27 protein-coding genes and 4 tRNA genes are annotated in these 24,435 nt (G+C 49.2%); 18 read left to right on the plus strand and 13 right to left on the minus strand.

Translation table 11 applies throughout. The features are described 5' to 3' along the window. Positions 1-4: 4 nt before the first annotated feature. From flgN to C8D98_RS03070, 9 genes are all read right to left on the minus strand, one after another. Positions 5-484, minus strand: a complete 480-nt coding sequence (gene flgN / locus C8D98_RS03030) for a flagellar export chaperone FlgN (protein WP_132871912.1) — start codon at positions 482-484, stop codon at positions 5-7. A gap of 68 nt (positions 485-552) precedes the next feature. Beyond that, complete coding sequence (gene flgM, locus C8D98_RS03035; RefSeq protein ID WP_132871914.1) at positions 553-849, minus strand: flagellar biosynthesis anti-sigma factor FlgM; 297 nt, start codon at positions 847-849, stop codon at positions 553-555. A gap of 116 nt (positions 850-965) precedes the next feature. Beyond that, a complete protein-coding gene (locus C8D98_RS03040) occupies positions 966-1,361 on the minus strand; it encodes a rod-binding protein (RefSeq protein WP_132871916.1) in 396 nt (131 codons plus the stop codon). Next, complete coding sequence (locus tag C8D98_RS03045; protein WP_243640902.1) at positions 1,361-2,461, minus strand: flagellar basal body P-ring protein FlgI; 1,101 nt, start codon at positions 2,459-2,461, stop codon at positions 1,361-1,363. Before C8D98_RS03045 ends, C8D98_RS03040 begins: the two co-directional genes overlap by 1 nt. Positions 2,462-2,471: 10 nt before the next feature. Beyond that, positions 2,472-3,191, minus strand: a complete 720-nt coding sequence (locus C8D98_RS03050; protein ID WP_132871920.1) for a flagellar basal body L-ring protein FlgH — start codon at positions 3,189-3,191, stop codon at positions 2,472-2,474. 89 nt (positions 3,192-3,280) lie between these two features. Continuing rightward, positions 3,281-4,129: a flagellar basal body P-ring formation chaperone FlgA gene (gene flgA / locus C8D98_RS03055; protein WP_132871922.1), complete on the minus strand. Its 849-nt coding sequence runs from the start codon at positions 4,127-4,129 to the stop codon at positions 3,281-3,283. Between the two features lie 12 nt (positions 4,130-4,141). Beyond that, positions 4,142-4,930, minus strand: a complete 789-nt coding sequence (gene flgG, locus C8D98_RS03060; RefSeq protein ID WP_132871924.1) for a flagellar basal-body rod protein FlgG — start codon at positions 4,928-4,930, stop codon at positions 4,142-4,144. 11 nt (positions 4,931-4,941) lie between these two features. Next, positions 4,942-5,709 (minus strand): flagellar basal-body rod protein FlgF, encoded by a 768-nt coding sequence (gene flgF, locus C8D98_RS03065; protein ID WP_132871926.1) that lies wholly within the window; start codon positions 5,707-5,709, stop codon positions 4,942-4,944. 4 nt (positions 5,710-5,713) lie between these two features. Next, positions 5,714-6,421, minus strand: coding sequence for a hypothetical protein (locus C8D98_RS03070; protein WP_132871928.1), 708 nt, complete (start codon positions 6,419-6,421; stop codon positions 5,714-5,716). Positions 6,422-6,782: 361 nt separating this feature from the next. Between C8D98_RS03070 and C8D98_RS03075 the strand changes: the two genes are divergently transcribed. The 4 genes from C8D98_RS03075 to C8D98_RS03090 all read left to right on the plus strand — a co-directional run bounded on the left by C8D98_RS03075 (position 6,783) and on the right by C8D98_RS03090 (position 9,200). Then, positions 6,783-7,202, plus strand: coding sequence for a Fur family transcriptional regulator (locus tag C8D98_RS03075; protein ID WP_165871169.1), 420 nt, complete (start codon positions 6,783-6,785; stop codon positions 7,200-7,202). Beyond that, positions 7,190-8,050, plus strand: a complete 861-nt coding sequence (locus C8D98_RS03080; protein ID WP_132871932.1) for a metal ABC transporter solute-binding protein, Zn/Mn family — start codon at positions 7,190-7,192, stop codon at positions 8,048-8,050. Before C8D98_RS03075 ends, C8D98_RS03080 begins: the two co-directional genes overlap by 13 nt. A gap of 75 nt (positions 8,051-8,125) precedes the next feature. Further along, the gene (locus C8D98_RS03085; RefSeq protein ID WP_132871934.1) at positions 8,126-8,515 is read left to right on the plus strand and encodes a hypothetical protein; all 390 of its coding nucleotides are present in this window, start codon (positions 8,126-8,128) and stop codon (positions 8,513-8,515) included. Beyond that, complete coding sequence (locus C8D98_RS03090; RefSeq protein ID WP_132871936.1) at positions 8,493-9,200, plus strand: nucleotidyl transferase AbiEii/AbiGii toxin family protein; 708 nt, start codon at positions 8,493-8,495, stop codon at positions 9,198-9,200. The genes C8D98_RS03085 and C8D98_RS03090 overlap by 23 nt, the downstream gene beginning before the upstream one ends. Here the strand turns inward: C8D98_RS03090 and C8D98_RS03095 are convergent. Beyond that, positions 9,185-10,129 (minus strand): radical SAM protein, encoded by a 945-nt coding sequence (locus C8D98_RS03095; RefSeq protein WP_132871937.1) that lies wholly within the window; start codon positions 10,127-10,129, stop codon positions 9,185-9,187. The genes C8D98_RS03090 and C8D98_RS03095 overlap by 16 nt on opposite strands. Before the next feature lie 113 nt (positions 10,130-10,242). Here C8D98_RS03095 and C8D98_RS03100 point away from each other — a divergent pair, with 113 nt between their 5' ends. Next, positions 10,243-11,358 (plus strand): hydrogenase small subunit, encoded by a 1,116-nt coding sequence (locus C8D98_RS03100; protein WP_132871939.1) that lies wholly within the window; start codon positions 10,243-10,245, stop codon positions 11,356-11,358. Next, complete coding sequence (locus C8D98_RS03105) at positions 11,358-13,058, plus strand: nickel-dependent hydrogenase large subunit (protein ID WP_132871941.1); 1,701 nt, start codon at positions 11,358-11,360, stop codon at positions 13,056-13,058. The genes C8D98_RS03100 and C8D98_RS03105 overlap by 1 nt, the downstream gene beginning before the upstream one ends. Before the next feature lie 114 nt (positions 13,059-13,172). Here the strand turns inward: C8D98_RS03105 and C8D98_RS03110 are convergent, their stop codons facing one another. Beyond that, entirely contained in the window at positions 13,173-13,526 is a 354-nt protein-coding gene (locus C8D98_RS03110) for a DUF779 domain-containing protein (RefSeq protein WP_132871943.1), read from the minus strand. 13 nt (positions 13,527-13,539) lie between these two features. Continuing rightward, on the minus strand, positions 13,540-15,066 hold the full coding sequence (gene exaC, locus C8D98_RS03115) for an acetaldehyde dehydrogenase ExaC (RefSeq protein ID WP_132871945.1): 1,527 nt from the start codon (positions 15,064-15,066) through the stop codon (positions 13,540-13,542). Positions 15,067-15,363: 297 nt separating this feature from the next. Here exaC and C8D98_RS03120 point away from each other — a divergent pair, with 297 nt between their 5' ends. The 9 genes from C8D98_RS03120 to C8D98_RS03160 all read left to right on the plus strand — a co-directional run bounded on the left by C8D98_RS03120 (position 15,364) and on the right by C8D98_RS03160 (position 20,419). Continuing rightward, positions 15,364-16,515 carry a pyridoxal-phosphate-dependent aminotransferase family protein gene (locus tag C8D98_RS03120; protein ID WP_132871947.1) on the plus strand — a complete coding sequence of 384 codons (1,152 nt, stop codon included), beginning with the start codon at positions 15,364-15,366 and terminating at the stop codon, positions 16,513-16,515. Beyond that, positions 16,516-17,640, plus strand: a complete 1,125-nt coding sequence (locus tag C8D98_RS03125; RefSeq protein WP_132871949.1) for an ATP phosphoribosyltransferase regulatory subunit — start codon at positions 16,516-16,518, stop codon at positions 17,638-17,640. Between the two features lie 9 nt (positions 17,641-17,649). Continuing rightward, the gene (locus C8D98_RS03130) at positions 17,650-18,936 is read left to right on the plus strand and encodes an adenylosuccinate synthase (RefSeq protein WP_132871951.1); all 1,287 of its coding nucleotides are present in this window, start codon (positions 17,650-17,652) and stop codon (positions 18,934-18,936) included. Between the two features lie 95 nt (positions 18,937-19,031). Beyond that, positions 19,032-19,104 (plus strand) — tRNA-Lys (locus C8D98_RS03135). A gap of 13 nt (positions 19,105-19,117) precedes the next feature. Then, a tRNA-Glu gene (locus C8D98_RS03140) sits at positions 19,118-19,192 on the plus strand. A 76-nt stretch (positions 19,193-19,268) separates the two neighbouring features. Further along, positions 19,269-19,341 (plus strand) — tRNA-Val (locus tag C8D98_RS03145). A gap of 11 nt (positions 19,342-19,352) precedes the next feature. Further along, positions 19,353-19,426, plus strand: a tRNA-Asp gene (locus C8D98_RS03150). A gap of 328 nt (positions 19,427-19,754) precedes the next feature. Further along, positions 19,755-20,120, plus strand: a complete 366-nt coding sequence (locus C8D98_RS03155; protein ID WP_132871953.1) for a diacylglycerol kinase — start codon at positions 19,755-19,757, stop codon at positions 20,118-20,120. Between the two features lie 59 nt (positions 20,121-20,179). After that, the gene (locus C8D98_RS03160) at positions 20,180-20,419 is read left to right on the plus strand and encodes a hypothetical protein (protein ID WP_132871955.1); all 240 of its coding nucleotides are present in this window, start codon (positions 20,180-20,182) and stop codon (positions 20,417-20,419) included. A 49-nt stretch (positions 20,420-20,468) separates the two neighbouring features. Here the strand turns inward: C8D98_RS03160 and C8D98_RS03165 are convergent, their stop codons facing one another. After that, the gene (locus tag C8D98_RS03165; protein ID WP_132871957.1) at positions 20,469-22,442 is read right to left on the minus strand and encodes a monovalent cation:proton antiporter family protein; all 1,974 of its coding nucleotides are present in this window, start codon (positions 22,440-22,442) and stop codon (positions 20,469-20,471) included. A gap of 107 nt (positions 22,443-22,549) precedes the next feature. Here C8D98_RS03165 and ispF point away from each other — a divergent pair, with 107 nt between their 5' ends. The 3 genes from ispF (at position 22,550) to C8D98_RS03180 (ending at position 24,395) form a co-directional block, all read left to right on the plus strand. Beyond that, positions 22,550-23,032, plus strand: coding sequence for a 2-C-methyl-D-erythritol 2,4-cyclodiphosphate synthase (ispF, locus tag C8D98_RS03170; protein WP_132871959.1), 483 nt, complete (start codon positions 22,550-22,552; stop codon positions 23,030-23,032). After that, positions 23,032-23,493, plus strand: a complete 462-nt coding sequence (locus C8D98_RS03175; protein ID WP_132871961.1) for a HyaD/HybD family hydrogenase maturation endopeptidase — start codon at positions 23,032-23,034, stop codon at positions 23,491-23,493. The genes ispF and C8D98_RS03175 overlap by 1 nt, the downstream gene beginning before the upstream one ends. Before the next feature lie 74 nt (positions 23,494-23,567). Further along, a complete protein-coding gene (locus C8D98_RS03180; RefSeq protein ID WP_132871963.1) occupies positions 23,568-24,395 on the plus strand; it encodes a glycosyltransferase family protein in 828 nt (275 codons plus the stop codon). The last annotated feature ends 40 nt before the right edge of the window (positions 24,396-24,435 follow it).

Below are 24,435 nucleotides of genomic sequence, written 5' to 3' on the forward strand. Positions count from 1 at the left end.
CGACTTAGCCTGTCTGACAGATGGTGGAAGTTTTTCCCGTGTTGAACTGTTTGCTGATGCCGTAGGTGTTTCTTCCGGCAACGCCCAGTTTCTGGAACAGTCCTTCGATCATTGTCATGTTGGTCTTAAAGAGAATCTTCAGCGAGGTGTTCGCATCGTTCACTTTTTTGGTGAGGGACACCAGCTCGTTGCGGACTGCCATCAGCTCCGTTGAGTGTTCCCCGGCCAGTTCACGCGCGATAATCTCAACACGCAGACCCTCAAGGCCGTGCTCTTTTTCTATCTTTTTGATACAGTTGACAAAAGCCTCATTGATGAACTTTTCCTTATAGGTAAGGGTGTCCTTGGTCTTCGCCAGCTCGTTTGTGCGGGCGGAGTCCCATCTGATTGCGGCTTCTTTTTCTTCCTGAAGAACGGACAGCATCTCATTGTAGAGTTTTTTCTGAGAGTCCATTATTTCAAGCAGTGCTTTGATGTTTTCCATCTCATCCTCCGAATGTTTCGGCAGCAATGAGATGCAGGGAACTTAAACGGGATTATTTGCCTGAGTTTTTAGAAGAGATCTTCTATCGAGTTCTGAACTATCTTCTCGGCAACCTGACGTCCGGAAACATTATATGTTCCGTTTTCGATTCTGTTTTTCAGGTCGGCCACGAGATCGGTTCTGACATCGGGCGAAGATTTAACGCCGTTTTTGACACTCGAGAGGAGTCTGGCGCTGTCGGAGAAGCTGACAGAGTCTGTGCCGGACGCAGAGACGGACTCGTATGAGGAAGAAGCTGTTTTCTTTTTTGCTGTAGCCTCGTTCGCCTTGTTCAGGTCGAATCTCATTTTGTCGTCTATTCTCATTTTGAGCCTCCGGTACTAGTCTCTAATCGGACTTCCCTCTAAAAACTTTAGCAGTTTTGATCCGGTTATTCCAGTAAAAAAATCTGTTTCCCGTTTCCTGCACTCATAGTCAGGGGTTACTGTCTGACTGCTATATCAGAAGCAACATCCGTGCCACTTAATTCCTGCCTTAATTTCAATATATCGCTCCCTGTCGGGGCTGTTTTTTCCTGTGCGGGGAAATTATTTCCTTTGTCGTTATCGAGATATTTGCTGAGGGACTCAAACATCATCTTTCCGAGACCCATGCCGCCGCCCTTTACGGAAAGCTGTGCTATCTCGGAATCAAGCATTGAGGTGAAGACCTCTTCCCCCTGATTCTTTTCCACCAGTCCGCCCTCTATTTCGGACTTGCGCATTGTTTCGAACATTTTCGACACGAACAGAGCTTCAAAATCCTCACAGGCTTTTTTCAGCTTCTGTGTCTTGTCTTTGGTGTAGTTTATGGAGCTGTCGATTACTTCCGTGTTCATTACATCACCTGCAGTTCGCCGTGGAGTGCTCCGGCTGACTTTATTGCCTGAAGGATGGATATCAGGTCTCTGGGGGTCACTCCTATTGAGTTGAGAGCCTTGACAAGGTCGCTTATGGCAACGCCCTCGGGGACTATCATCAGTTTTGCGTCCTCTTCGGTCACTGTTATCTGCTGTTGCTGCTGCTGAGCCTGATTGTTCTGCCCCTGCTGACCTATGAAGTTCTGATCTTTCTGAACCTCAACAGTGGAGCTGATGTTTATCGTCAGGTTGCCGTGCGATACGGCAACTGTGTTTATGCGCACGTCCGCACCCATTACGATGGTTCCCGTTCTCTCGTCAACAACCACTCTGGCAAGGTTCGTGGGTTCAATTTCCGCTGAAAGGACGTTGTCCATATATACATAGTAGTTGGCTGACTGTGCTCTGGGCACAACCACTTCGATGGTTGAGGGTGAGGATATCTTCGCAACGTTTGCGCCCACTCTTCTGTTGATGGCATCCTTTGCCTTCACCATGTCGGAGAGGTTGTTGTTTTTGAAGTTGAGCACGATGTTGGTTTCATCCATATTGAAGGGGATCTCACGCTCGATGATGGCTCCGTTGGGTATCATGCCCACTGTGGGGTGGTTTTTAACCGTTCCCGCTCCGGATGCCGCAACGTTCATTCCGCCCACGGAAACCGGTCCCTGCGCAACTGCGAAAACCTGACCGTTTGCCGCCGAAAGGGGGGTCATAAGGAGCGTTCCGCCCTCAAGGCTTTTTGCATCGCCCACAGATGAGACTATAACGTCCATCTTGCTGCCGGACTTTGAGAAGGGCTGGAGTTTCGCCGTTACCATTACCGCCGCAACGTTCTTAACCTTAACGGCGTTCTTGTCCACGGTTATTCCCATCCGCTCCATCATGTTTACCAGCGACTGTACGGTGAACTCGGTTCCGCTTTTGTCGCCTGTTCCGTTGAGACCGACCACAAGACCGTAGCCTATGAGCTGGTTGTCTCTTATTCCTTCAACGTTTGAGATATCTCTTATTTTCACCAGTGCGAATGCGCTCTGTGCGAATATTGCGATTAAAAGTGTTAAAAATACTGTCCTCATCATGTCCCCCTTAGAAAGGCATTATCCAGTTGACAAGAGTCATCAGCCAGCCGGGCTTGTTTGCGTCGGAAAGCATGCCCGAGCCGCTGTAGGCTATCTTGGCATCGGCAATGGCGATGGATTCAACTGTGTTGTCGGCTGCTATGTCTTTCTGGCGGACGATTCCGCTCAGAGTTATCGTCTGTTTCTCGTTGTCCACGATTATCTCTCTGTGTCCCTCTATAACAAGGTTGCCGGAGGGAAGAACCTCAAGCACTCTTGCGGCGATGGTTCCTGTAACCCTGTCGGTTTTGGATTTTGCTCCGTTACCCTGAAATGTGTTGGATGAGTTGAGGCTGTTGTCCAGATTGAGTGCGTTTCCGGTTCCCAGCAGGTTGGTTACGCCGAGGTTTGCGGAAAGACCCATCAGGTTTGTCAGGGTGGACGATGCCGCCTGTGACTTAGCTGTGGATGTTGAGTTTGAGTTTGTGGCAGAAGAGCTTTCCACGATGTTCACCGTTATGATGTCGCCTATGTGTCTGCCCTTGTAGTCCAGAAACAGACTGCTCTGTGATGCAGTGTCGGTCCACAGGGAGGCTGTGGGTCTTTTGGATTCCTGCATGCGTTTATAGTCTTCCAGCTCTTTTTTATAGCTGTTGGCAAGAGCATCGTTTTCGAATGTGGGTTTTTTGGCGCATCCTGCTGTCAGGAGGGCTGTAAGAACCAGCATCAGAAGGGCATTTTTTATCATTTTTCTGCTCCGGAAATTAATGTCAAAGCAGTAATAACAAAATGCGTGCCAGATTATGAAGAGAATGTGCAGGGGTTGACAGTCAAGCGTTATCTTGAATTTACAATGACTTTTCGGCCTGAGGCGTATTCACCGCGGATAATTTTGCCGCTGGAGATGTTTTCCACCCGGACTATTTTTCCCTCGAAGGCATCCTCGATAAGTCTGCCCTGAGCTACTATCTCCAGATTTCCGGATTTATAGACTATTGTGACGTTGGAATCCTTAAGAGCGTCGGGTTCTTTCTCTATCACGCCGGATGTGATGGGGCGGCCTGCGGGTATGTTCATGGTTGCAATGTAGCCTTTAAGCTTCATGACCGGATCCCCGTGAACCTTGCCCATGTCCATGCGCATAAGGGTTGATTTTGATGCCACGTCCTCGCCCTTTCTGATGAGTCCGGAGGCGACGTATATCTCTTTGTAGGCTTTCAGCAGAACACTGAAGCTGTATTTGCGCACGCCGTTGTCAACGCCTATGGAGACGTTGCCGAACCTGTTGGCGGGAATGTCAATTTTATACTGCATGCTGTCGGCCACATAGAACGGGCGGGTCATGCGTATCTCCTCAACTTCAACGTCCATGTCGGGATACATAATCGTCAGCTGATTTTTGATGTCCTCTTTGAACCTGTCGGTGTTGACCTCCGCACCCTTTCTGCGGAAAGTTGCCTCGCCGGGGGAGACTCCGGCTATCTTGTATTTGTTGATTATGAATACGGCCATCTGCCTGTTGATGACCTTTTCCTGTCCGTAGTCCAGCCCGCAGAAAACGTTATCGTTTATGGGAAGGTTCGGAAAGATATCCCGAAGGGTGATGCATTCCGAATCCACAATGATAACGTTGGCCTCGGCTCTGGCAAAAAACAGCAAAAGGATGAACAGCGCAAAAAATCTCATGGCTATATCATATTACCTTTTAAGGCTGTTGACAACTTGAAGCATATCGTCAGCCGTCTGAATAGCCTTTGAATTTATCTCATAGGCTCTCTGGGCGGTGATCATGTTTACCATATCCTCAACGACGCTTACGTTGGACATTTCAAGAACGCCCTGAGCTATCGTACCGAAGTTCTCCTCGCCGGGAACTCCCGCAACGGCTTCACCGCTGGCTCCGGAGGGTATGTAGAAGTTTTTTCCTATGGACTTGAGACCTGCGGGGTTGATGAACCGCACAAGCTCTATCTGGCCTATCTCCTGAGCCTCCTCCTGATCGGGAGTGGTTACACTGATGGTTCCGTCCTCGCCGAAGGCTATTGAGGTGGTGTTTTCAGGAATTGTTACTGCCGGCTCAAGAAGATATCCGTTTTCGTTGGTCAGGTTGCCGTTTGCATCGACCTTAAGGGAACCCGCACGGGTGTAGCCTATGTCGCCGTTGGGAAGCTGGAACTGGAAATATCCGTCCCCTTCAATGGCGATGTCAAGGTCAACGTCGGTGTTCTGAAAACTGCCCTGCGAGTGAACCTTTTCAATGGCTGAAACTTTCGTACCCAGACCCACCTGAATGCCTGTGGGGTGGGTGAGTCCTGCGGCGGAGATCGCTCCTGCGGGCTTTATCTCCTGATATATCAGATCCTGAAAAAACGCTCTCGATTTTTTAAAACCGATGTTGTTAACGTTCGCAAGGTTGTTTGAAATGGTATCAATGTTTGTCTGCTGTGCCGTCATACCGGAGGCGGCTGTCCAAAGTGTCCTGAACATTTATCTGCTCCTTAGCTCATCGAGCCTACAGAATTGGCTGCTTTGCTGTTAAGTTCGTCTATCGTCTGCACTACTTTCTGATATGTCTCGAAACTTCTGTTCGCTTCGATCATACGCACCATCTCCGAAACGGGGTTGACGTTGCTCCCTTCCAGAAATCCCTGCTCAATACCGGGGTTCTCGGACTCAGCGGGAAGCATGTCCACAGCGGCGAAGAGGTTGCTTCCCACCTTCTCCAGCTTGGTCATGTCGTCAAATTCGGCTGTGGCCAGTCTGCCCGCCGCAACGCCGTTCACAAGGATGTCCCCTGTCTCGGACACCACAAAGGGCACTCCGCCCTGAGGCACCTGAACGTTCTGAGGCACAGTAAGGTTTGAAAGCACCTTGTAGCCCTCCTGCGTAGTCAGCTCGCCGTCCATATCCACCGTGAAATCGCCGTTTCTGGTGAAACGTATGCCGAACGGGGTGTCCACTGCGAAGTATGATTTTGGGTTGGTCAGCGCAAAGTCCATGCTCCGTCCCGTCTCCTGCATACTTCCCATTGAGAAATCCGTCTGTATTCCGTCCAGCCTTGCGGTGGCGTTTATGGTCTTGTTGTAAAGGCTGTTTCTGATAACGTCGTCCGGATGCTTCCCGGCGTTCGCCAGATACTGCGAAAAGGTCGCCGTGTCGGTCTTGTAGCCTTTTGTGTTCGCGTTTGCGAGGTTGTTGGATATGACATCCATCCGCCTCTGCTGAACCAGCAGTCCGCTTGTTGCCGTGTAGATTCCGTTCAGCATCCCCTTAGCCCTCCTTTGCCATTCCGGCTTTGGCCAGAATCTTGTCTGTGGCTTCCCTCAGCTTCGACTTGTCGCCGTGTGCTTCGGGAAGGCTGTTTGCCATAAGATATGCAAGTCCCTTCATTGTCAGTGTTCTGACGGGCATTGCGGTTTTTTCCGAGTAATACCAGAAGTTCTTGTCGGATTTACTCTCCATTCTGAGACTGGCCGCAAAGACCGGCTCATCCAGTTTGTTCATAACGGAGAGCGAAACCTGAGAAGCGTTTGTGCCGTAGTTTCTGTTGAAAGATTCTTTGGCGTTGAAAACCACTATGTATTCAGCCTGTGCGATGGTGTCCACGGGGATTCCGTAGTCACCTGCCGCCAGAAAGTTTTTTATCTGTCTTTTAAGCGTATCGTTGAACTCATATGTACCGTCGGAATGGGTTATTCTTGGCGGCACAACATATATGAATCTTCCGTGCTGGAGCTTTTCCGTTGCTATGCTTGCGTAGTCCTCCGCCTTTTCTCTGGTTTTGTCATAGAGCAGTGAGGACACGTTTGTGTTGGTCTCAAGGACAATGGCAAACATCAGAAGTCCGGAACTGGGCTTCATCAGTTCTATCAGAGGCTCTGTGACAGGATTTGACTTAAGGACAGACTTTCCGACGTCCTTTGCGACGCATCCGCTTAGCACCAGAAACACAAGCATAATGGGAAATAATTTCTTCATTTTTTGCTCCTGGAATGTGTAGAAGCAATGGAGATGCCAATTATGTTCGTTGCCTTTTCATCCATCCTTGGAGAAAATGCGCCAACGCTCCGGTCCGCATGCCTTCCTCGAAGAATCTATTATAATGAGACTCTTCGCTTCGCTCAGAGTGACGATTGTGCGTCACTGCGAGGGCTTTGGCCCGTGGCAGTCTTCCAACTCAAGTCAACCCGCCGCTTTGGCAGGTTCTGTGTAGGGTTGGCAGTGATGTGTATTTTACGTCATTCTATTCAACAATTAATGGTGAGGCACAGCCGAAGAATTTCTGATACCCTGAATGAAAATACTTGCAAATCATTCGCAAAGATGTATTCTGTTTTCTATGGAAAAATGTAAAGCAGACAGCCTGCTGAAAACAACAAATACCGTAAGAACCGAAGCCAGAGAGACGATTCTGAGAATGATACTCGAATCTGATCGCCCGCTGTCCGCAAATGAGTTGCACTCTGTGGTTAGGGACAGAGGCATAGACCTCGCAACCGTATACCGTGCACTGAAACTTTTTACAGAGAAAGGTCTGGTGCGTCCGGTGCACACCGACGGCGGACTCAGCTTTTATGAAAAATCCTGCGAGCACAATCCGCCCCATCCCCATTTCGTCTGCGAGGGCTGCGGGCAGATAGAGTGCCTTAAACCATACGGCTTTGACGAATCCGCTCTGTTCATGAAAATGGGCAGGCAGAAAGAGGTCAGGTCGGTGGAACTTGTTCTTAAAGGATGGTGTGAAACATGCGGAAACTGATTATTTTTATGATGGCCGTTCTGGCGGCTGTTCCGGCCTTTGCCCAGATGAAGGTCTTTGTCACCATAGCCCCTCAGAAATACTTTGTGGAGCAGATAGCCGGAGACAAGGTGCAGGTGGGCGTAATGGTTCCTCCCGGTTCAAATCAGCATTCATACGAGCCCAGACCCAGACAGATGGCCGATCTGGCTCAGTCTTCAATATATTTTGCTGTCGGCGACCCCGCTGAAAAGGCATGGCTCTCAAAGCTGGCATCGGTTAACAAGAATCTCAGGATAATTCAGACCGACAGGGGAATAAAAAAACTTGAGATGGAAGAGCACCATCACGGTCACGAAGAGCATGGGCACGACGACCATGACCACGGTATGCCCGATCCGCATATCTGGCTCGATCCGGTGCTTGTGATATCTCAGGCAAAGGTAATCGCAGATGCGCTGGCGCAGGCCGACCCCATGAATAAAAACTTCTACGCCGCAAACCTGAACGGCTTCACCAACAGGCTGAAAGCCATAGATAAGGATATCGCCCGCATCACTCAGGCTTCTAAGAACAAAAAATTCATGGTGTTTCATCCCTCATGGGGATATTTCGCCGCACGCTATAAGATTCAGCAGATAGCGGTTGAGGTCGAAGGAAAGTCACCGAAGCCCGCCGAGCTTGCGAAGCTTATAGACACTGCAAAAAAGCAGAAACTGAAAGTGATATTCGCACAGCCTCAGTTCTCGAAAAAAGAGGTTGAGACCATCGCCAAAGAGACAGGCGCAAGGGTTGTCTTTATCGACCCTCTGGCCGAAAACTGGGAAACGAACATTATTAATGTGGCCAAGGCCATCGCTTTACAATAACACAGGGCGGGCTGACCACCCGCCCTCTTATAAATTTATATTGATAAATTATCCGATAATCGTATAATTTGTAATATGAAGACAAAAGATATCCAATCTATGCTGGGTGTTTCTCCTTCCACTTTTTTTGAGTGGAACAAGCCTGGCAATCAGAAAAATCAGTTGGCAAAACTCCTGAAAAATCTTGATTCCGAAAATGTGCAGAAAATTCTAAACGCCCCGCCGAAGAAACCTAAACCTCTGATGCTTTTATCTACTGTGAATGCATCCATTGGCGATAAAAAGAAACATTTTACTCTGATTTCGCTTAAAAAAATCTTCTATAAAAAGACTGAACTTACACAGCTTGAGAAATATGCTTTGAAAACAATAAAGAATGAAGCTCTTTCGTCAGAACTGAAAGACTTTGCCTCATATTACAAAATTCCTGTAAAAAGAATAAATGAAAAACTTGGAAAATATTGATTTTATCAGAGCCAATTATGATTTGCAGATCAAGGCATTGAATCAGTTCATGACCGATGCATACCCATTTTTGCCGAATAGGGACAATTCTCTGATAAGATTTGGCGGCGGCACTGCACTCGCTGTTTATTATTTCCGTCACCGTCTCAGTTTTGACATAGACCTTTTTGTTACCGACTGTCAGGTGATGAGCTATCTCAGCCCGAAGCATTGGCTGGAAAACACGAGTTTATTTAATAAAGATACCTACAGGGATATGTCGGATCATATCAGAGTGCTTTATCTCAATGGTAATATTAAAATAGATATTCTGATTTCTGAAAACAATACAGGTGACTTTTTTAAAGATGATTCCATGCTTGTTTTTAATGACACTGTTTATGTGGAATCGGCGGAAAACATCATATCGAAAAAGATTGTTTACAGAAAAGAGGATAACTTTGCCAGAGATATAATTGACCTTGCGGTCTATCTGGAGAAAAATCCTGAAGGCTTAGAATTGCTGCTTGGCAAAGAGCTTATTTGTCAGGATGATTTAGTGGTGCTCTGTAGCTCTCTTCAACAGCTGGACAGGGTGGAATATGCCGAAGAGGTTGAAATAGTATCTCCCTTTGCTGAATTCAGGAGCACAGCCCATCAAGCACCTGAAATAATTCTTGAATCCTGCCGTCACTTCATAAAATAGAAATTTTCGCCGCTCATATCCCGTATCTCAAGTCTTTCGGCGGGGATCTGCGCCAGAATCGCCTCCACTTCGGAAGAGGGCACCCCGAACACCATCGAAATATCCTTAACACTGCACGGACGCATGGTGATGAGCCTTTCAAGCTCAGCCCTTGTCATGCTGCCCCCTGAGAAGTCCTTTATATAGTTGCTGACGGGTTCAACACTGATGCCTCTCTGAGAGAGAAACAGTGCCGCCTCCAGCAGGAACGCACTGCCCACAGACCTTGCGGATGAAAATGCAGGCGGGCGGTGGACGGTGTTCAGCTGAACCTTTTCGTATCTGCATCTGGAAATGATGTCCGCAATCTTTCCCAGCTCCTCAAAATTATCGTTTATACCTTCGCAAAGCAGAATTTCTATAAGAAGCCTGCCCTTATATTCGTTTGAAAAGGTCACCAAGGCTTCGTTTATCGCTGATATATCAAGAGAAGGGTGGGGGATGCAGATTTTTCTGAAAACCTCCGGTGTTGCAGCATCGATGCTGGGAACGACCACGTCCGCTTCCATAAGCTCGGCACGCACCTGCGGGTCGGTAAAAAGTGTACTGTTTGTCAGTACGCCAACTGGGATGCTGCTTATTTTCTTAATCTCGCTGATAAGCAAACCTAAATCTGAACATAGGGTCGGTTCGCCGGAACCTGTTATGGTGACGATATCGAGCTTTTGTGCAAATGGCGGATAGTGTTCGGAAAACTCTGAAATTACCTCATTTGGGTTATTAAAACGCTGTCTTGTTATTGCGCATTGGGTTGTTTTCCCGACTTCGCAGTAAACGCAGTTTAATGAGCACACTTTCGACGGAACTATATCAATGCCCAGAGAACGCCCCAGACGCCTTGAGGGGACGGGTCCGAACAAAAACCTGTAGCCTTTGGATTTATCGTACATTCTTCCACCTGTGTTTTAGACAAAAGTTTAAATTTATTTTAATCCTGTTGTGCAAAAACACAAGAATGAGTTTATAATGTTATTATATAGAATACCGTTTCAGGAGGTCTGTGATGAGTCTGAAAGAAGTCCTGCGAACCTGCGGTGTCAGCAGAAGAGATTTTCTGCAATACTGCACGGCCATCAGTGCAACCCTTGCGCTGCCGCAGACATTCGCTCCGCAGATTGCCGAGGCTCTGGAAAATGAAGACAAGCGTCCGTCCGTGATATGGATGGAGTTTCAGAGCTGCTCCGGTGATTCAGAAGCGATTCTGCGTTCGGGTCGTCCGAAGATTGGAGATTTGATACTCGATGTCATATCACTCGACTACAACGAAGTGGTAATGGCCGCATCGGGACATCTTGCCGAAGAGGCAAAAAATCAGGCCATGGAAAAGAATGCGGGAAAATATCTGCTGGTGATCGAGGGCGCAGTGCCCACGGAAGACAGCGGAGTTTACTGCTGTGTTGCGGGCGACACCGCACTTAACCATCTCAAAAAGGCCGCAGCCAATGCCGCCGCTGTTATTGCGGTGGGCAACTGCGCATCTTTCGGCGGAATACCCGCAGGACATCCGAACCCCACAGGTGCAAAAGGGGTTAAAGACCTGTTCAGCGGAAAACCTGTCGTCAACCTGCCCGGATGTCCCTGCAATGCTGATAACATCACGGCTCTCGTGGTGCATTATCTCGTGTTCGGCGACCTGCCGGCCGTTGACAGACACCTTCGCCCCAAATTCGCATTCGGCAAGCGTATACACGACAACTGCGAACGCAGAGGTCATTTCGATGCAGGTCAGTATGTTGACGCATGGGGAGACGATGCCCATAAGAGAGGCTGGTGCCTCTATAAGATGGGATGCAAAGGCCCCGAAACCTTCCACAACTGCCCGACCATTCGCTATAACGACGGTCTCAGCTGGCCCGTAATGGCAGGACACGGCTGTGTCGGCTGTGCGGAGCCGGGCTTTATGGACACTATGGCTCCCTTCTACAAACGTCTGCCGGATATTCCTGGTTTCGGCGTTGAGTCTCAGGCCACCAAGATCGGTATCAAACTTGTCGGCGCCGTGACAGCGGTATTCTTCGTACACGGAATCGTCAACATGATACGCAACAAGGGCATGGTAAAGAGGGTCGAGGCGAAACACCTTGACAACTCCGAAAAGAAAGGCGAAGGGGGTAAATAATGTCTGACAGGATAGTTGTAGACCCCATCACCAGGATTGAGGGTCACCTGCGCATCGAGGCAAAGATTGAGAACGGCGTCATAACGAACGCCTTTTCCAGCGGCACGATGTTCAGAGGGATCGAAAAAATCCTTCAGGGGAGAGACCCCAGGGATGCGTGGTACATCACCCAGAGATTCTGCGGTGTCTGCACCACGGTACACGCCATCGCATCGGTTCGTGCTGTCGAAAATGCACTGAATATTCATGTGCCTTTTAACGCAGAGCTGATACGCAATATAATAATGGGCTCCCAGTGCGTACAGGATCACGTGATACATTTTTATCACCTCCATGCGCTGGACTGGGTGGATATAACCTCCGCTCTTCAGGCCGATCCCGCAAAGACAGCTCAGCTGCAGCAGGCGGTATCCGACTGGAAATACAGCAGTGAGGACTATTTTAAATCTATAAAGGACAGGCTGACCGCCTTTGTTAACACAGGCAGACTCGGCCCCTTTGCAAATGCATACTGGGGACACAGCGCATATAAACTGCCGCCGGAGGCAAACCTTATGGCTGCGGCGCATTATCTTCAGGCTCTTGAGCTTCAGAAGGAGATAATCAAAATTCATGCTGTGCTCGGTTCGAAGAACCCCCACCCGCAGACGTTCCTTGTGGGCGGTATGTCTCTTCCCATAGACCCAAACAGCCAGAATGCGTTGAATGCCGACCGCATTGCCATGATCATGGAGTACAACAAACTGGCCAAAGAGTTTGTTGAAAAGGTCTATATTCCCGACGTGCTTGCGGTTGCTCCCTTCTATCTGGACTGGGCAGGGATCGGTGCCGGACATAAAAATTATATGTCGTACGGCGAATATCCCGAAACCAACAAGGGCTATCCCTATGACCTGTGGCTGCCTGCGGGTATCATCATGGCGGGCGACCTTTCAAACGTTATGGAGGTCGACCAGAGCAAGATAGCCGAGGATACGGCTCACTCGTGGTATGTTGACAAAGATTCAAAACACCCCTTTGAAGGTGCCAGCGAAAAACGCTACACAGGCCCCAAGCCGCCTTATGAGTTCCTTGACGTTGAAAAGGACTACTCGTTTGTCAAGGCTCCACGCTACAACGGCGTGCCCATGGAGGTAGGTCCTCTGGCAAGGGTGCTGGTGGCATATGCGAAAGGCCATGCTGAGATAAAACCGGTTGTGGATTCCGTGCTTTCAAAACTGGGAGCAGGCCCCGAGGCTCTTTTCTCAACTCTCGGCCGTACAGCCGCAAGAGCCATTGAGACACTGGTAATTGTCAACCGCATCGACAGATGGATAGCCGATCTGGCCAGCAACATAAAGGCCGGAGACTACAGCATCCATGCGGGCGAGAAATGGGAGCCTGAAACATGGCCGAAACAGGCCATGGGCTATGGCTGGCATGAAGCACCCAGAGGTGCGCTCGGTCACTGGATAGTCATTGAGGACGGCAAGATAAAGAACTATCAGGCTGTGGTTCCTTCAACATGGAACGCAGGACCTATGGACAAGGGAGCCATCCACGGTCCATATGAGCAGTCCCTCATCGGAACGCCCATAGCCGATCCGAACAAACCCCTTGAGATTCTCCGCACGATCCACTCTTTCGACCCGTGTCTGGCATGCGCCGTACACGTTACCGACGAAAAGGGTGTCGAGATAAGCAAGGTTAAGGTTCTCTGATTACAGAGTCATCCTGAGCCTTGGCGAAGGATCTGTTTTAACTGAGACTCTTCGCTGCACTCAGAGTGACATAAAGAAATTAAAAAAGGCAGACCCGCAGGTCTGCCTTTTGTTTTATGTAGGTATGGTGCATACCCTCGATTTGGTTATGAAGTGAGCGTTCTCCCCTGCGGGCAGTGAAAACCCTTCCGGAAAACCTTCGCCTACATCCAGAATCAGCTGGGTGTGCTTCCACACCTCATACTGCCGGAAATCGATGTAGAACGGGCATCCGCCGACCTCGCCCAGAAGAACGTCATTATCGCTTATGATGAACTCGTCCTTGCCGAAGCACAGAGGCAGGCTGCCGTCACAGCATCCGCCGGACTGATAAAACATGACGGATTCATGTTCTTTAAGCAGGTTCTCTATGGCTTCCAGAGCCGCAGGCGTTGCAACAACCGCAGGTTCGCCTGTTGACGTTTTCATCTTTAAACTCCTTTCAGAAGAATCCCAGAGGATCCGGGCTGTAGCTCACCAGCAGGTTTTTCGTCTGGGTATAATGCTCAAGCATCATGCGGTGGTTTTCACGTCCGACGCCTGATATCTTATATCCGCCGAAAGCCGCACCGGCGGGGTACATATGGTAACAGTTGGTCCATACACGTCCGGCCTTGATGGCTCGTCCCATGCGGTATGCCAGACTGCCGTTTCTCGTCCAGACTCCTGCGCCCAGACCGTAAAGGGTGTCGTTTGCGATGCTCAGGGCTTCAGCTTCGTCCTTGAAGGTGGTCACAGCCAGAACGGGGCCGAAGATTTCCTCCTGAAATACACGCATCTTGTTGTTGCCCTGCAGAACTGTGGGTTTGTAGTAGTAGCCTTCGGCAAGCTCGCCGCCCATTGCGTTGCGTTCGCCGCCGATGAGGCACTTTGCACCCTCCTGTCTGCCGATATCAACGTATCCGCTTATCTTTTCCATCTGCTGAACGGAAACCTGAGCTCCGATCATGGTGGATGTGTCGAGGGGGTTGCCCTGAATTATCTGCTCAATGCGTTTCAGTGCCCGCTCCATGAATCTGTCATAGATCGATTCCTGAATGAGCGCACGGGAGGGACATGTGCACACTTCCCCCTTGTTGAAAGCATAGAGCACCAGTCCTTCGATGGCTTTGTCAAGAAATGCGTCGTCGGCCGCCATAACGTCTTCAAAGAAGATGTTGGGTGACTTGCCGCCCAGCTCTGTTGTGGACGGTATCAGGTTCTGCGCAGCATACTGCATTATCAGCCTTCCGGTGGTTGTCTCTCCGGTGAAGCCTATTTTGGCTATTCTGGGGCTGGTTGCCAGAGCTTTGCCTATCTCTCCGCCGGGACCTGTGACAACGTTTATCACGCCGGGGGGTACGACCCCTGCGATAACTTCCATCAGTTTCAGTATCGACCACGGCGTGGGCGATGCGGGCTTCAGCACGGTACAGTTGCCTGCCGCCAGTGCGGGGGCTATCTTCCATGCGGCCATCAGCAGGGGGAAGTTAAAGGGGATTATCTGTCCCACAACGCCGAGGGGTTCGTGGAAATGATATGCCACGGTGTCCTTGTCGATCTCGGTCACTGTCCCTTCAAGAGACCTTGCGGCTCCTGCGAAATAGCGAAAATGGTCAACTGCCAGAGGAATATCCGCCGCCAGTGTCTCTCGCACGGGTTTTCCGTTCTCCCAGCTTTCGGCCACAGCCAGCATTTCAAGATTCGCTTCGATGGCGTCAGCTATTTTGTTCAGAACAGCCGCTCTCTCTGCCAGAGATGCGCTGCCCCATGCGTCTTTTGCTTTATGTGCAGCATCGAGAGCCAGCTCCACATCCGCAGATGTTGACTTGGCAACCTCGCAAAATACTTTTCCCGTAACGGGGCTGATGTCGGGCATATATTGTCCGCCTACGGGGGCTACCCACCCTCCGCCGATGAAGTTATCGTAACGGGGTTTTAGTGATACTATACTTCCTACTTTTCCCGGTGCTTCGTAAATCTTTCCCATTGTTGCCTCCAATAACGGTTGAAACATGATACTTGACATAATAATGATGCCGCTTAGGAATCCTGAAGAAGCGTATCCGGAATCAGCCGCTCCGGATATGTTCACTCAATAATTAAAATATAGTTCTGAAAAGTCTGCGGTCAAGGTGTTCTGAAAGATTTTTGATAATAAAAATCAATATCGATAAATGGGCGGAAAACATCAATATGCAATTAATATTTCCGTCTTCCCGCCATTGACTATATTTCAGCACTGTAGTATCGTGAAAAGTAATTTTCTCAAATTGAAGGTGCATATATGCTGAAAAAATACCTTATGGCTCCCGGGCCGACACCTGTGCCTGAGAGAGTGCTTCTGGAAATGGCGAAGCCCATGATCCACCACAGAACAGACGAATTTTCAAAAACCTTTGCCGAGGCCTCCGCAGGTCTTAAAAAGGTATTCAATACAAAAAATGAGGTTCTGATGCTCGCCGGAAGCGGCACCGCCGCCATGGAAGCTGCCATCATCAACACCCTGAACCCCGGAGACAAGGTTCTTGTCGTTGATGCGGGCAAATTCGGCCAGCGATGGAAAAACATCTCAAAAACCTTCGGAATGGACGTTCAGGTCATTGAGCTTGAATGGGGTTCATCCGTGGATCCCGCTCTGGTTGAGAATTTCCTGAAAAGCAACCCCGACACAAGGGCTGTCATGATTCAGGGAAGCGAAACCTCCACCACCGCATACCACGACATTGAAGCCATCGGCAGAATAATCTCATCCAGACCCGACACTATATTTATAGTGGACGGAATCACCTCCATCGGCGTACACGAGACAAAAATGGACGAATGGGGAATCGACGTGGCTGTGACAGGCTCTCAGAAAGCCTTCATGCTGCCCCCCGGTCTCGCTTTCATCGCCCTCAGCGAAAAAGCGTGGAAATTCTGCGAAACGGCCACAATTCCCAGATATTACCTCGACCTCAAGCGTGAGCTTAAAAACCAGCTTGAATCAACCACAGCATACACTCCCGCTGTGACCATCATCAACGGACTTAAAGTCGTTCTGGACATGATGCTCGAAGAGGGACTGGAAAACGTTTACAAACGTCATCAGATAAACGGCGACGCCACCCGTGCGGCCGTTCAGGCGATGGGCTTCAAACTCCTGCCTACGGGCACCCCCTCAAACGCCGCAACAGGTTTTTATCTGCCTGAAGGCTTTGAAGGCGGAAAGTTTGTCAAGTTCATGCGTGAGAAAGTGGGCATAACCTACGCAGGCGGACAGGATCACCTTAAAGGCAGGATCGTCCGTGTGTCTCACCTCGGCTACCACGACGCCTTCGACACCATCGTCGCCATAAGCGGCCTTGAGATGGGACTGTCCAGATTCGGCGTTAAATTCCAGATGGGTGCAGGCGTTGCAGCCGCACAGGAAATTCTGAAAAACTACATCGGTGAATAAATGGTACGAAACATGATGCCGAACTCCGCCGGAAACATTGCCCCCGGCAGAGCGGTTAAAATGAACCGCATCGAGAGAACCATTAAAGAGGTTGTGCAGAGTTACGGCTATATGGACATCTTTCTGCCCATATACGAGTATTACGACATGCTCAAAGACACCATGCATAACTTCCGTGATGAGAACATCATCCGTTTCATAGACCGCAACACGGGCAAGTCGCTTGTTCTGCGTCCGGACTTCACCCCCCAGGTGGCAAGATATTTCGCCAACTATATGAGCGATTTCCCTCTGCCCATCCGTCTGTCGTACAACGGCAGGGTGTTCCGCAACGTGGATCTTGACAAGGGCGTTAAATCGGAAAAACTTCAGGTGGGCGCAGAGCTGTTCGGCAACAGCCAGCTTGAGGCGGACACCGAAATGCTCCTCATGGCCAGAAGGGTCTTCGATAAGCTGAACATTGACGGATGCAAATACGTTTTCGGACACAGCGGCTTCACCCGCAGAGCCCTTGAGCTTGCCGGTAAGGATAAAGACGAGTACCATAAACATCTTGATGCTAAGAACATCACCGCTGTGGCAAACCTTTTCACAGGCGACAACGACCCCGAAAAATTCCTTAGGCATCTGCCAAAGGCATTCGGCGGCGTTGAAACCGTTGAAAAACTGGCAGAGGTGAGCAGGTTCGACAAAGAGCTTGCGGAGTGCGTGGACTACATCTCCACTCTGTTCAAAAGGCTCATCAGCCTCGGCATCGATGCGAAATCTCTGGTTTTCGATGCTTCCGAGTCCGCAGGACTGGAGTATTACACCGGAATAACCTTCAGCGTCCTCCATGCTAAGATAGGCGAAAGCCTCGCAGTGGGCGGCCGCTATGACAACCTGACCGAAAACTTCGGCAGAAAGGCCTTCGCATGCGGAATGGTCTTTTTTGTGGAAGAGATATACAGTGTTGACGAAACCGACATCAGCCTGAAAGAGATAGACTGGCTGGTGGTGGGCAGAGAGAACCTCGGCAGATGCGAGGAGCTTAGAGACAAAGGGTTTTCAGTGTTCTTTGCAGAGGATGCGGCTGAAAAATCCGAACTTGAAACGAGTTACAATTTCTTAAATACACTTTCGTGAGGTAGCAAAATGAGCTGTACAGTAGTTCTGGGCGCCCAGTGGGGCGATGAAGGAAAAGGAAAGATCGTAGACCTCAGCACGGTTGATGCAGATGTGGTTGTCCGCTATTCCGGCGGTCACAACGCAGGTCACACAGTTGTTGTCGGCGACACAAAATACATCCTCCACCTTATTCCCTCGGGCATTATCCACAGAGGAAAGATAAACATCATCGGAAACGGCGTGGTGATCGCTCCCGATGCGCTCATCGAAGAGATGGAGATCCTTAAGAAACAGGGCGTTGTTTTCGATGAAAACTTCTACATCAGCAAACGTGCACACGTTATCATGCCCTATCACAAAACAATGGATCTTCTCAGAGAAGAGCTTAAAGGTAAGAAGAAGATAGGTACAACAGGCAGAGGAATCGGACCCACATATGCCGATAAAGCCGCCAGAACAGGTATCAGAATCTGCGACCTTTACGATGATGAAGTTTTCCGTGAGAAACTGGAGCAGAACGTCCGTGAGGTCAACTACCTTATGGAACACCTCTTTAAACAGGATAAAATCGACGCTGAAAGGATCTTTAAGCAGTATAAAGAATACGCTGAGTATATTAAGCCTTTCGTCGCAGAGACGGCCGAAATGGTCACAGAGCTGTATGACGCAGGCAAAAAGATAATGATGGAAGGTGCACAGGGAACAATGCTCGATCTTGACTTCGGCACATTCCCCTATGTTACATCCAGCAACGCTTCCGCAGGCGGAGCATGCACAGGCACAGGCCTTTCTCCCCGCAAGATAGACAACGTTCTCGGCGTTGTTAAGGCATATTCCACCCGTGTCGGCGGCGGTCCCTTCCCCACTGAGCTTCTCGGTCAGGACGGCGAAGATCTGCGTCAGGCAGGACACGAATTCGGCGCAACAACAGGCAGACCCAGACGCTGCGGCTGGCTCGACCTCGTTTCCCTTAAGTTTTCAGTTGCCATCAACGGCATAAACCTTATCGCCCTGACGAAACTGGATGTGCTCTCCGGAATGGAAAAAATCAAAGTGTGCACCGCATACGAATATGACGGCAAAGTTCTGGACAGATTCCCCGCAGAACTTAAATATCTCGACGGCTGTGTACCCGTTTATAAAGAATTCGACGGATGGAAAGAGGACCTCACCACCGTTAAAAGCTATGATGAACTGCCTGAGAACGCTAAAAAATATATCCAATATATCAGCGATTTCCTGAAAGTTCCCTATGCTATAATCAGCCTTGGAACTGACAGAGAGCAGACAATAAAATTAAATGAACTTTTTTGATAAAAAGTAGTTGACATCGATTTGTCACTTTGGTATAACCTACCTCTCGCAGGGAACACCGAAAAGGTGCCTGAGAGGAAAAACTAAAGTGATACGAGCCATTAGCTCAGTCGGTAGAGCAATTGCCTTTTAAGCAATGGGTCGTTGGTTCAAGTCCAACATGGCTCACTTTTGTAAAAACGTCTCCATCGTCTAGCCCGGCCTAGGACATCGGCCTTTCACGCCGACGACAGGGGTTCGAATCCCCTTGGAGACGCTTTCTTTTAAACGACTGCAAAAGTCACTTTAACGTCAGAGAAATTCTTTGACAAAGATGTTTAAAAACAGTATACGGGTGGTTAGCTCAGCTGGGAGAGCATCGGCCTTACAAGCCGAGGGTCGCAGGTTCGATCCCTGCACTACCCATTTTTTTAACAGGGGGCGTAGTTCAGTTGGTTAGAACGCTGGCCTGTCACGTCAGAGGTCGAGGGTTCGAGTCCCTTCGTCCCCGTCCTGTTAAAAAAGCGAAAAGCCTGTCTTCGGACAGGCTTTTTTGTTTGCTGCATTTTGTGTCCTCTATTCTCCCGTCACTGCGAAGCACCGCAGGTGCTGTGGCAGTCGCATAACATGCAAAAAAATCTGAAACAATTTTACAGAAACCTTCATATGATGAGATTGCTTCACCCTTACAGGGTTCGCAATGACGTATAATATATGTCACTCTGAACGAAGTGAAGAGTCTCAGTTTGAAGTGAGTGACAATACAACAGTGACGTGAACTGATAATCTTCTCACCATAATTTTATTTCCCCATTTAAAATCTGTGATACAATATCTCCATGCTGAACAAACAGAAATTCAACTTTTTCAGAAACTGGGGCTTCGCCCTGCAAGGCCTTAAAGAGGTCTTTACGAATGAAAGCTCATTCAAGATAGAGGTTTATATTGTTCTTGCCCTTCTGGCCGGAATAATCGCCGCTCCTCTGCCGATTCTGCATAAAGGTATACTCAGCACATCCATGCTCATTCCGCTCGCCGCAGAGCTTGCAAACAGCGCAATCGAGCGCACGGTGGATCTGGTGACCATGCGGTATGACGAAAAGGCCAAGCGAGCCAAAGATGCGGGCAGTGCGCTGGTGTTCATGAGCTTCATAATCACAGGCCTTATTTGGTTCTGGACATTTTTTTCACTGTTTTTTGACTGACATCAATTTCATCTCCCGAAAATCCGCTATCTTAACAAAAAACAAATAAGGAGGAGACTATGCACGAAGGATGCAGCGGTTCTTTCGAATCGGGAAAACAGGTGGTTGATAAACTTCGAGTGATGGGATTTTCAGAAGGGCTTATGCCTCTTCCCCTTGAAATGACCTGCGAAAACTGCGGAAAAGATTTTCAGATGTATACATTCGAGTCAAAATGCGAATGCGGAATGGTTTACGGTGTAACGCCCTGCCATGCTTTCAGTGCCGACCACGTTCAGGCGGCCGGAATTGACTATTAATCTATAAAAGAAAGGACATAGACAGACCTGCCTATGTCCTTTTCCTGTTCTATTGCCTCTGGCGGATAGCCTGCATAAAAATATCTGCATCATTCTGTTCACCCATCAGCATCAGCTCATCCCGCTCCTGAATAGCAAAATCGCTTCCGGGGTTGGAGATGGTATCCGTGCCTCTGTTCACTGCCAGCAGGTTAAGCCTGTATCTGAATCTTATATCAACATCTCTGACTGTTTTTCCCGCTATCTGTGAGCCTACGGGCACAGTTATGTTTATTATGTTCATGTCGGCAAAGGTTGTGCCTTCTGTGCTGTTTGAAATCATTTCGCCGGGTCTGCCCATTATCTCCGTTCTTATCTGGTTTGCCAGTGCCTCGATCTCATCGTGAGAGATGTAATATTTTTTCAGCACTCTGGAGAATGTCTCTATGGACGTTTCGTATTCTTCCACTACAATCTCGTTAGCACCAAGTGCCTTGAGAGGTTCAAGCTCGGTGAGGTATCTTGTTCGGGCAATTATGTATATTGTCGGGTTCTCACGCCTTGCGGTCTCCACTATCTTGCGTACGCCGATGGGGTCGGGCAGGGTTATGACCATCACTCTTGCCGTTTTGAGCGCAGCGTGCTCAAGAACTGCTGCCTGAGAGGCATCGCCGAAGAAAATGGGTGTGCCGTTCCGCTTCTCCCTTCTGACAGTGTCGGGGTTCATTTCGATAACGACGTATTCGATGCCCTTCTCTCTGGCGGCACGGGCGGTGTTTCGTCCGTTCATACCGAATCCGGCTATAATTATGTGATCTATGAGTTCTTTTTCAGGTTCCTTCTCCTCTTCTGAGAGGTAGCCGCCCCTGAAAGCTCTGGGCATCGGCAGTTTAGTCACCAGTTCGGCCACGTGGGGGGCTGAGATGATGAGAAACGGGGTCGAGGCCATTGAAAGAACGGTCACAGCTATGAAAAAAGAATACTGATCGGAAGTAAGAATACCTGTGGACGCACCCACTGCGCCGAGGATGAACGAGAACTCACTCACCTGCGCAAGGGACAAGCCCGCCAGAACAGAGGTTCGGACAGGGTAGCCGATTATGTTTATCACAAAGCCTGTGACGGCGAATTTTATTATAATGAGAAGAATAAGGCTGATTATAGTGAGGACGGGTGCGTTCAGCACCACTTCGGGGTTGAGCAGCATGCCTATTGAAACAAAGAAGAATCCTGCGAAGACATCCTTAAAGGGGATAACATCGCCAAGCGCCTGCTGACCGTATCCGGATTCGCTGACCACAATTCCGGCAAGAAACGCTCCCAGAGCCAGCGAAAGTCCTGTTTTGGATGTCATCCATGCAACTCCGAGGCAAACAAGAACCACGGTTATCATGAAAAGCTCACGGCTTCTGGTGGCTGCAACCTGATAGAGCAGTTTCGGAACGAGGAATCTTGCAAAAGCGAACAGCAGCACGACAACGACAACAGCCTTGCCGAGGATTATGCCCACATCTGAAAATTTGCCGCCCTGTCCTGCCAGAAGGGGAACAAGGAGCATCATGGGGATCACTGCGATATCCTGAAAGATGGATACTGCCAGAGATATACGTCCGTAGAGCGAGTCGACCTCGCCTCTGGCGGCAAAAACGTTCAGCATAATAGCCGTACCCGAAACGGCGGCCATCATGCCTATTACCACTGCGGTGTTAAGCTCGTATCCGCCCAGATATGCCGCACCTGTGAAGGCGGCGATACAGCCCGCAACCTGAAGACCTCCGCCGGCAAGAGCCGGACGCTTAAGCGACAGCAGGGTGGACAGAGAGAAGGTTATGCCGATGGTGAACAGCAGAAGAACAACACCTATTTCCGCCATCATCTCCACCTGCTCAACGGCGTGTATCAGCCTGAGACCGTTAGGTCCCACCAGAACGCCTGCAAACAGGTAGCCCATGATCTCAGGTATCTTCAGCTTGCCGCAGATGAAAAGCGCTATGGCGGCAAAAAGGAATATGATGGTGATGTCGGCAAGAATCGGTATCTGCATATAAAATTTCCCCCGTCAGTCAATAATATCCGTATGAAGCTATTAATCAACATAAAATGTTTTATCTTTGCGTTAAAATGTATAGAATGTGTTATGGAGATGATCTGATGAAAATTAAGAGCGGGATAGGTTTTGATGCGCACAGGTTCGCCGCCGGGCGGAAGCTCATCATAGGCGGGGTTGAGATTGAGCATGAACTGGGGCTTGACGGCCACAGCGATGCGGACGTTCTGATACACGCCATTGTGGATGCGGTTGCAGGACCTGCTCTGGGCAGAGATATCGGCAATCTGTTTCCCGACACCGACAAAGCCTACAAAGACATAGATTCGAAGATCCTCCTTAAAAAAGCAGTGGATGAGATACGCCTTGCAGGATACGAGATTTCCAACGTAGATGCGCAGATAATAGCGCAGAAACCAAAGATGGCTCCACATATCCCTGCGATGCGGAAGACCCTTGCGGATGTCATGGGACTTGAGTTTGACGATATAACCATAAAGGCCACCACAACGGAAAAAATGGGATTTACAGGCAGGGAGGAGGGCATAGCCGCCCTTGCTTCGGCGCTGGTTTTCAGGAGGGGCTGATGAAACTTCTTGTTCTGGGCATCGGAAATCTGGTGATGAACGACGACGGAGCGGGTGTTCTGGCTGTTCAGGAGCTTATGAAGGAGTTTCAGGAGACAGAGACCCTGCGGATAATGGACGGCGGAACTCTGGGGCTTGATCTGCTTGTTTATATTGAATGGGCGGACAGGCTGATAATCGCCGATGCGGTGGATTTCGGACTGGAAGCGGGGACGATAGTCTGTGTTGATGGTGACGACATCGATACGGTATTTGAAAACAAACTCTCAGCCCATCAGATGGGTATGAAGGATATGCTGGCAACGGCGGCTCTCATGGGTGTGCGCCCGAAAGAGGTTCGGCTGTACGGCATTCAGACGAAAAGTATTGAGATGGATATGACACTTTCGCCGGAGGTCAGTGCGGCACTTCCCAAGCTGACAGAGCACCTTCGCAAAGAAATATCTGCGCAAATTAAATAGTTTCTGAACTTTTCTGTGATAACATATTCTAAAGGCATGTATATTCAGACGTCAGAAATTCAGGCGAGCATATAATGGATTATAAAATTACGGTTTCTATAGTATATTACGATACTGATTTTAATGTTTTTTCCGAAACGGTGAACAGCCTTCTAAACAGCAGTTGTGTTTCGAGAATTTACATTGTAAACAATTCCGGCGGTGAAATTCCGCAGTATGACGACGGCGGAAGGATAGAGATTATCACACCCGACAGAAACATAGGTTTCGGAGCGGGGCACAACCTGATAATCCGTGACAGATATGACATTCTGGGTGATTACCACCTCATCTGCAACCCCGACGTATATTTTGACGGTGATGTGACACGAAACCTTGCGGTATTTATGGATTCAAACCCGGATGCGGGGCTGGCCGTTCCTAAGGTTCTTTCGGTTAACGGAGAAAATCAGTATGCCGCTAAACTGCTGCCCACCCCTGCCGATCTTGCTGTGAGGATGTTCCACCAGTATCTTCCCGACAGCTTTGTGGAAAGGTTCAACAGGCTTTACGAGCTTCAGGACTACAGCGGCGACAAAAGCCTGCGCACAGGCAATCTTTCAGGCTGTTTTATGTTCCTTCGAAAATCAGTTCTAAAGAAGTCCGGATTTTTTGACGAGAGATTTTTTATCCTCATGGAGGATATTGATTTTTCAAGACGCATAAACACAGCCGCCGGGAGCTATTACGTACCTTCGGTATTCATTTATCACCACAGGGGCAGAGGCTCTTATAAATATTTCAAACAGAGGATGATACACATCAACTCCGCCATCAAATATTTCAACAAGTGGGGCTGGGTGTTCGACAGTGAACGGAAGTCCGTCAACAGATCGCTCATTTCCGTGCTGGGTTCATCCTGATTCCGGCTTAAACATCTGCCCTTGATTGAGATAATTATAA

The sequence above is a fragment of the Seleniivibrio woodruffii genome, assembly GCF_004339245.1.
GTDB classification, from domain to species: Bacteria; Chrysiogenota; Deferribacteres; order Deferribacterales; family Geovibrionaceae; genus Seleniivibrio; species Seleniivibrio woodruffii.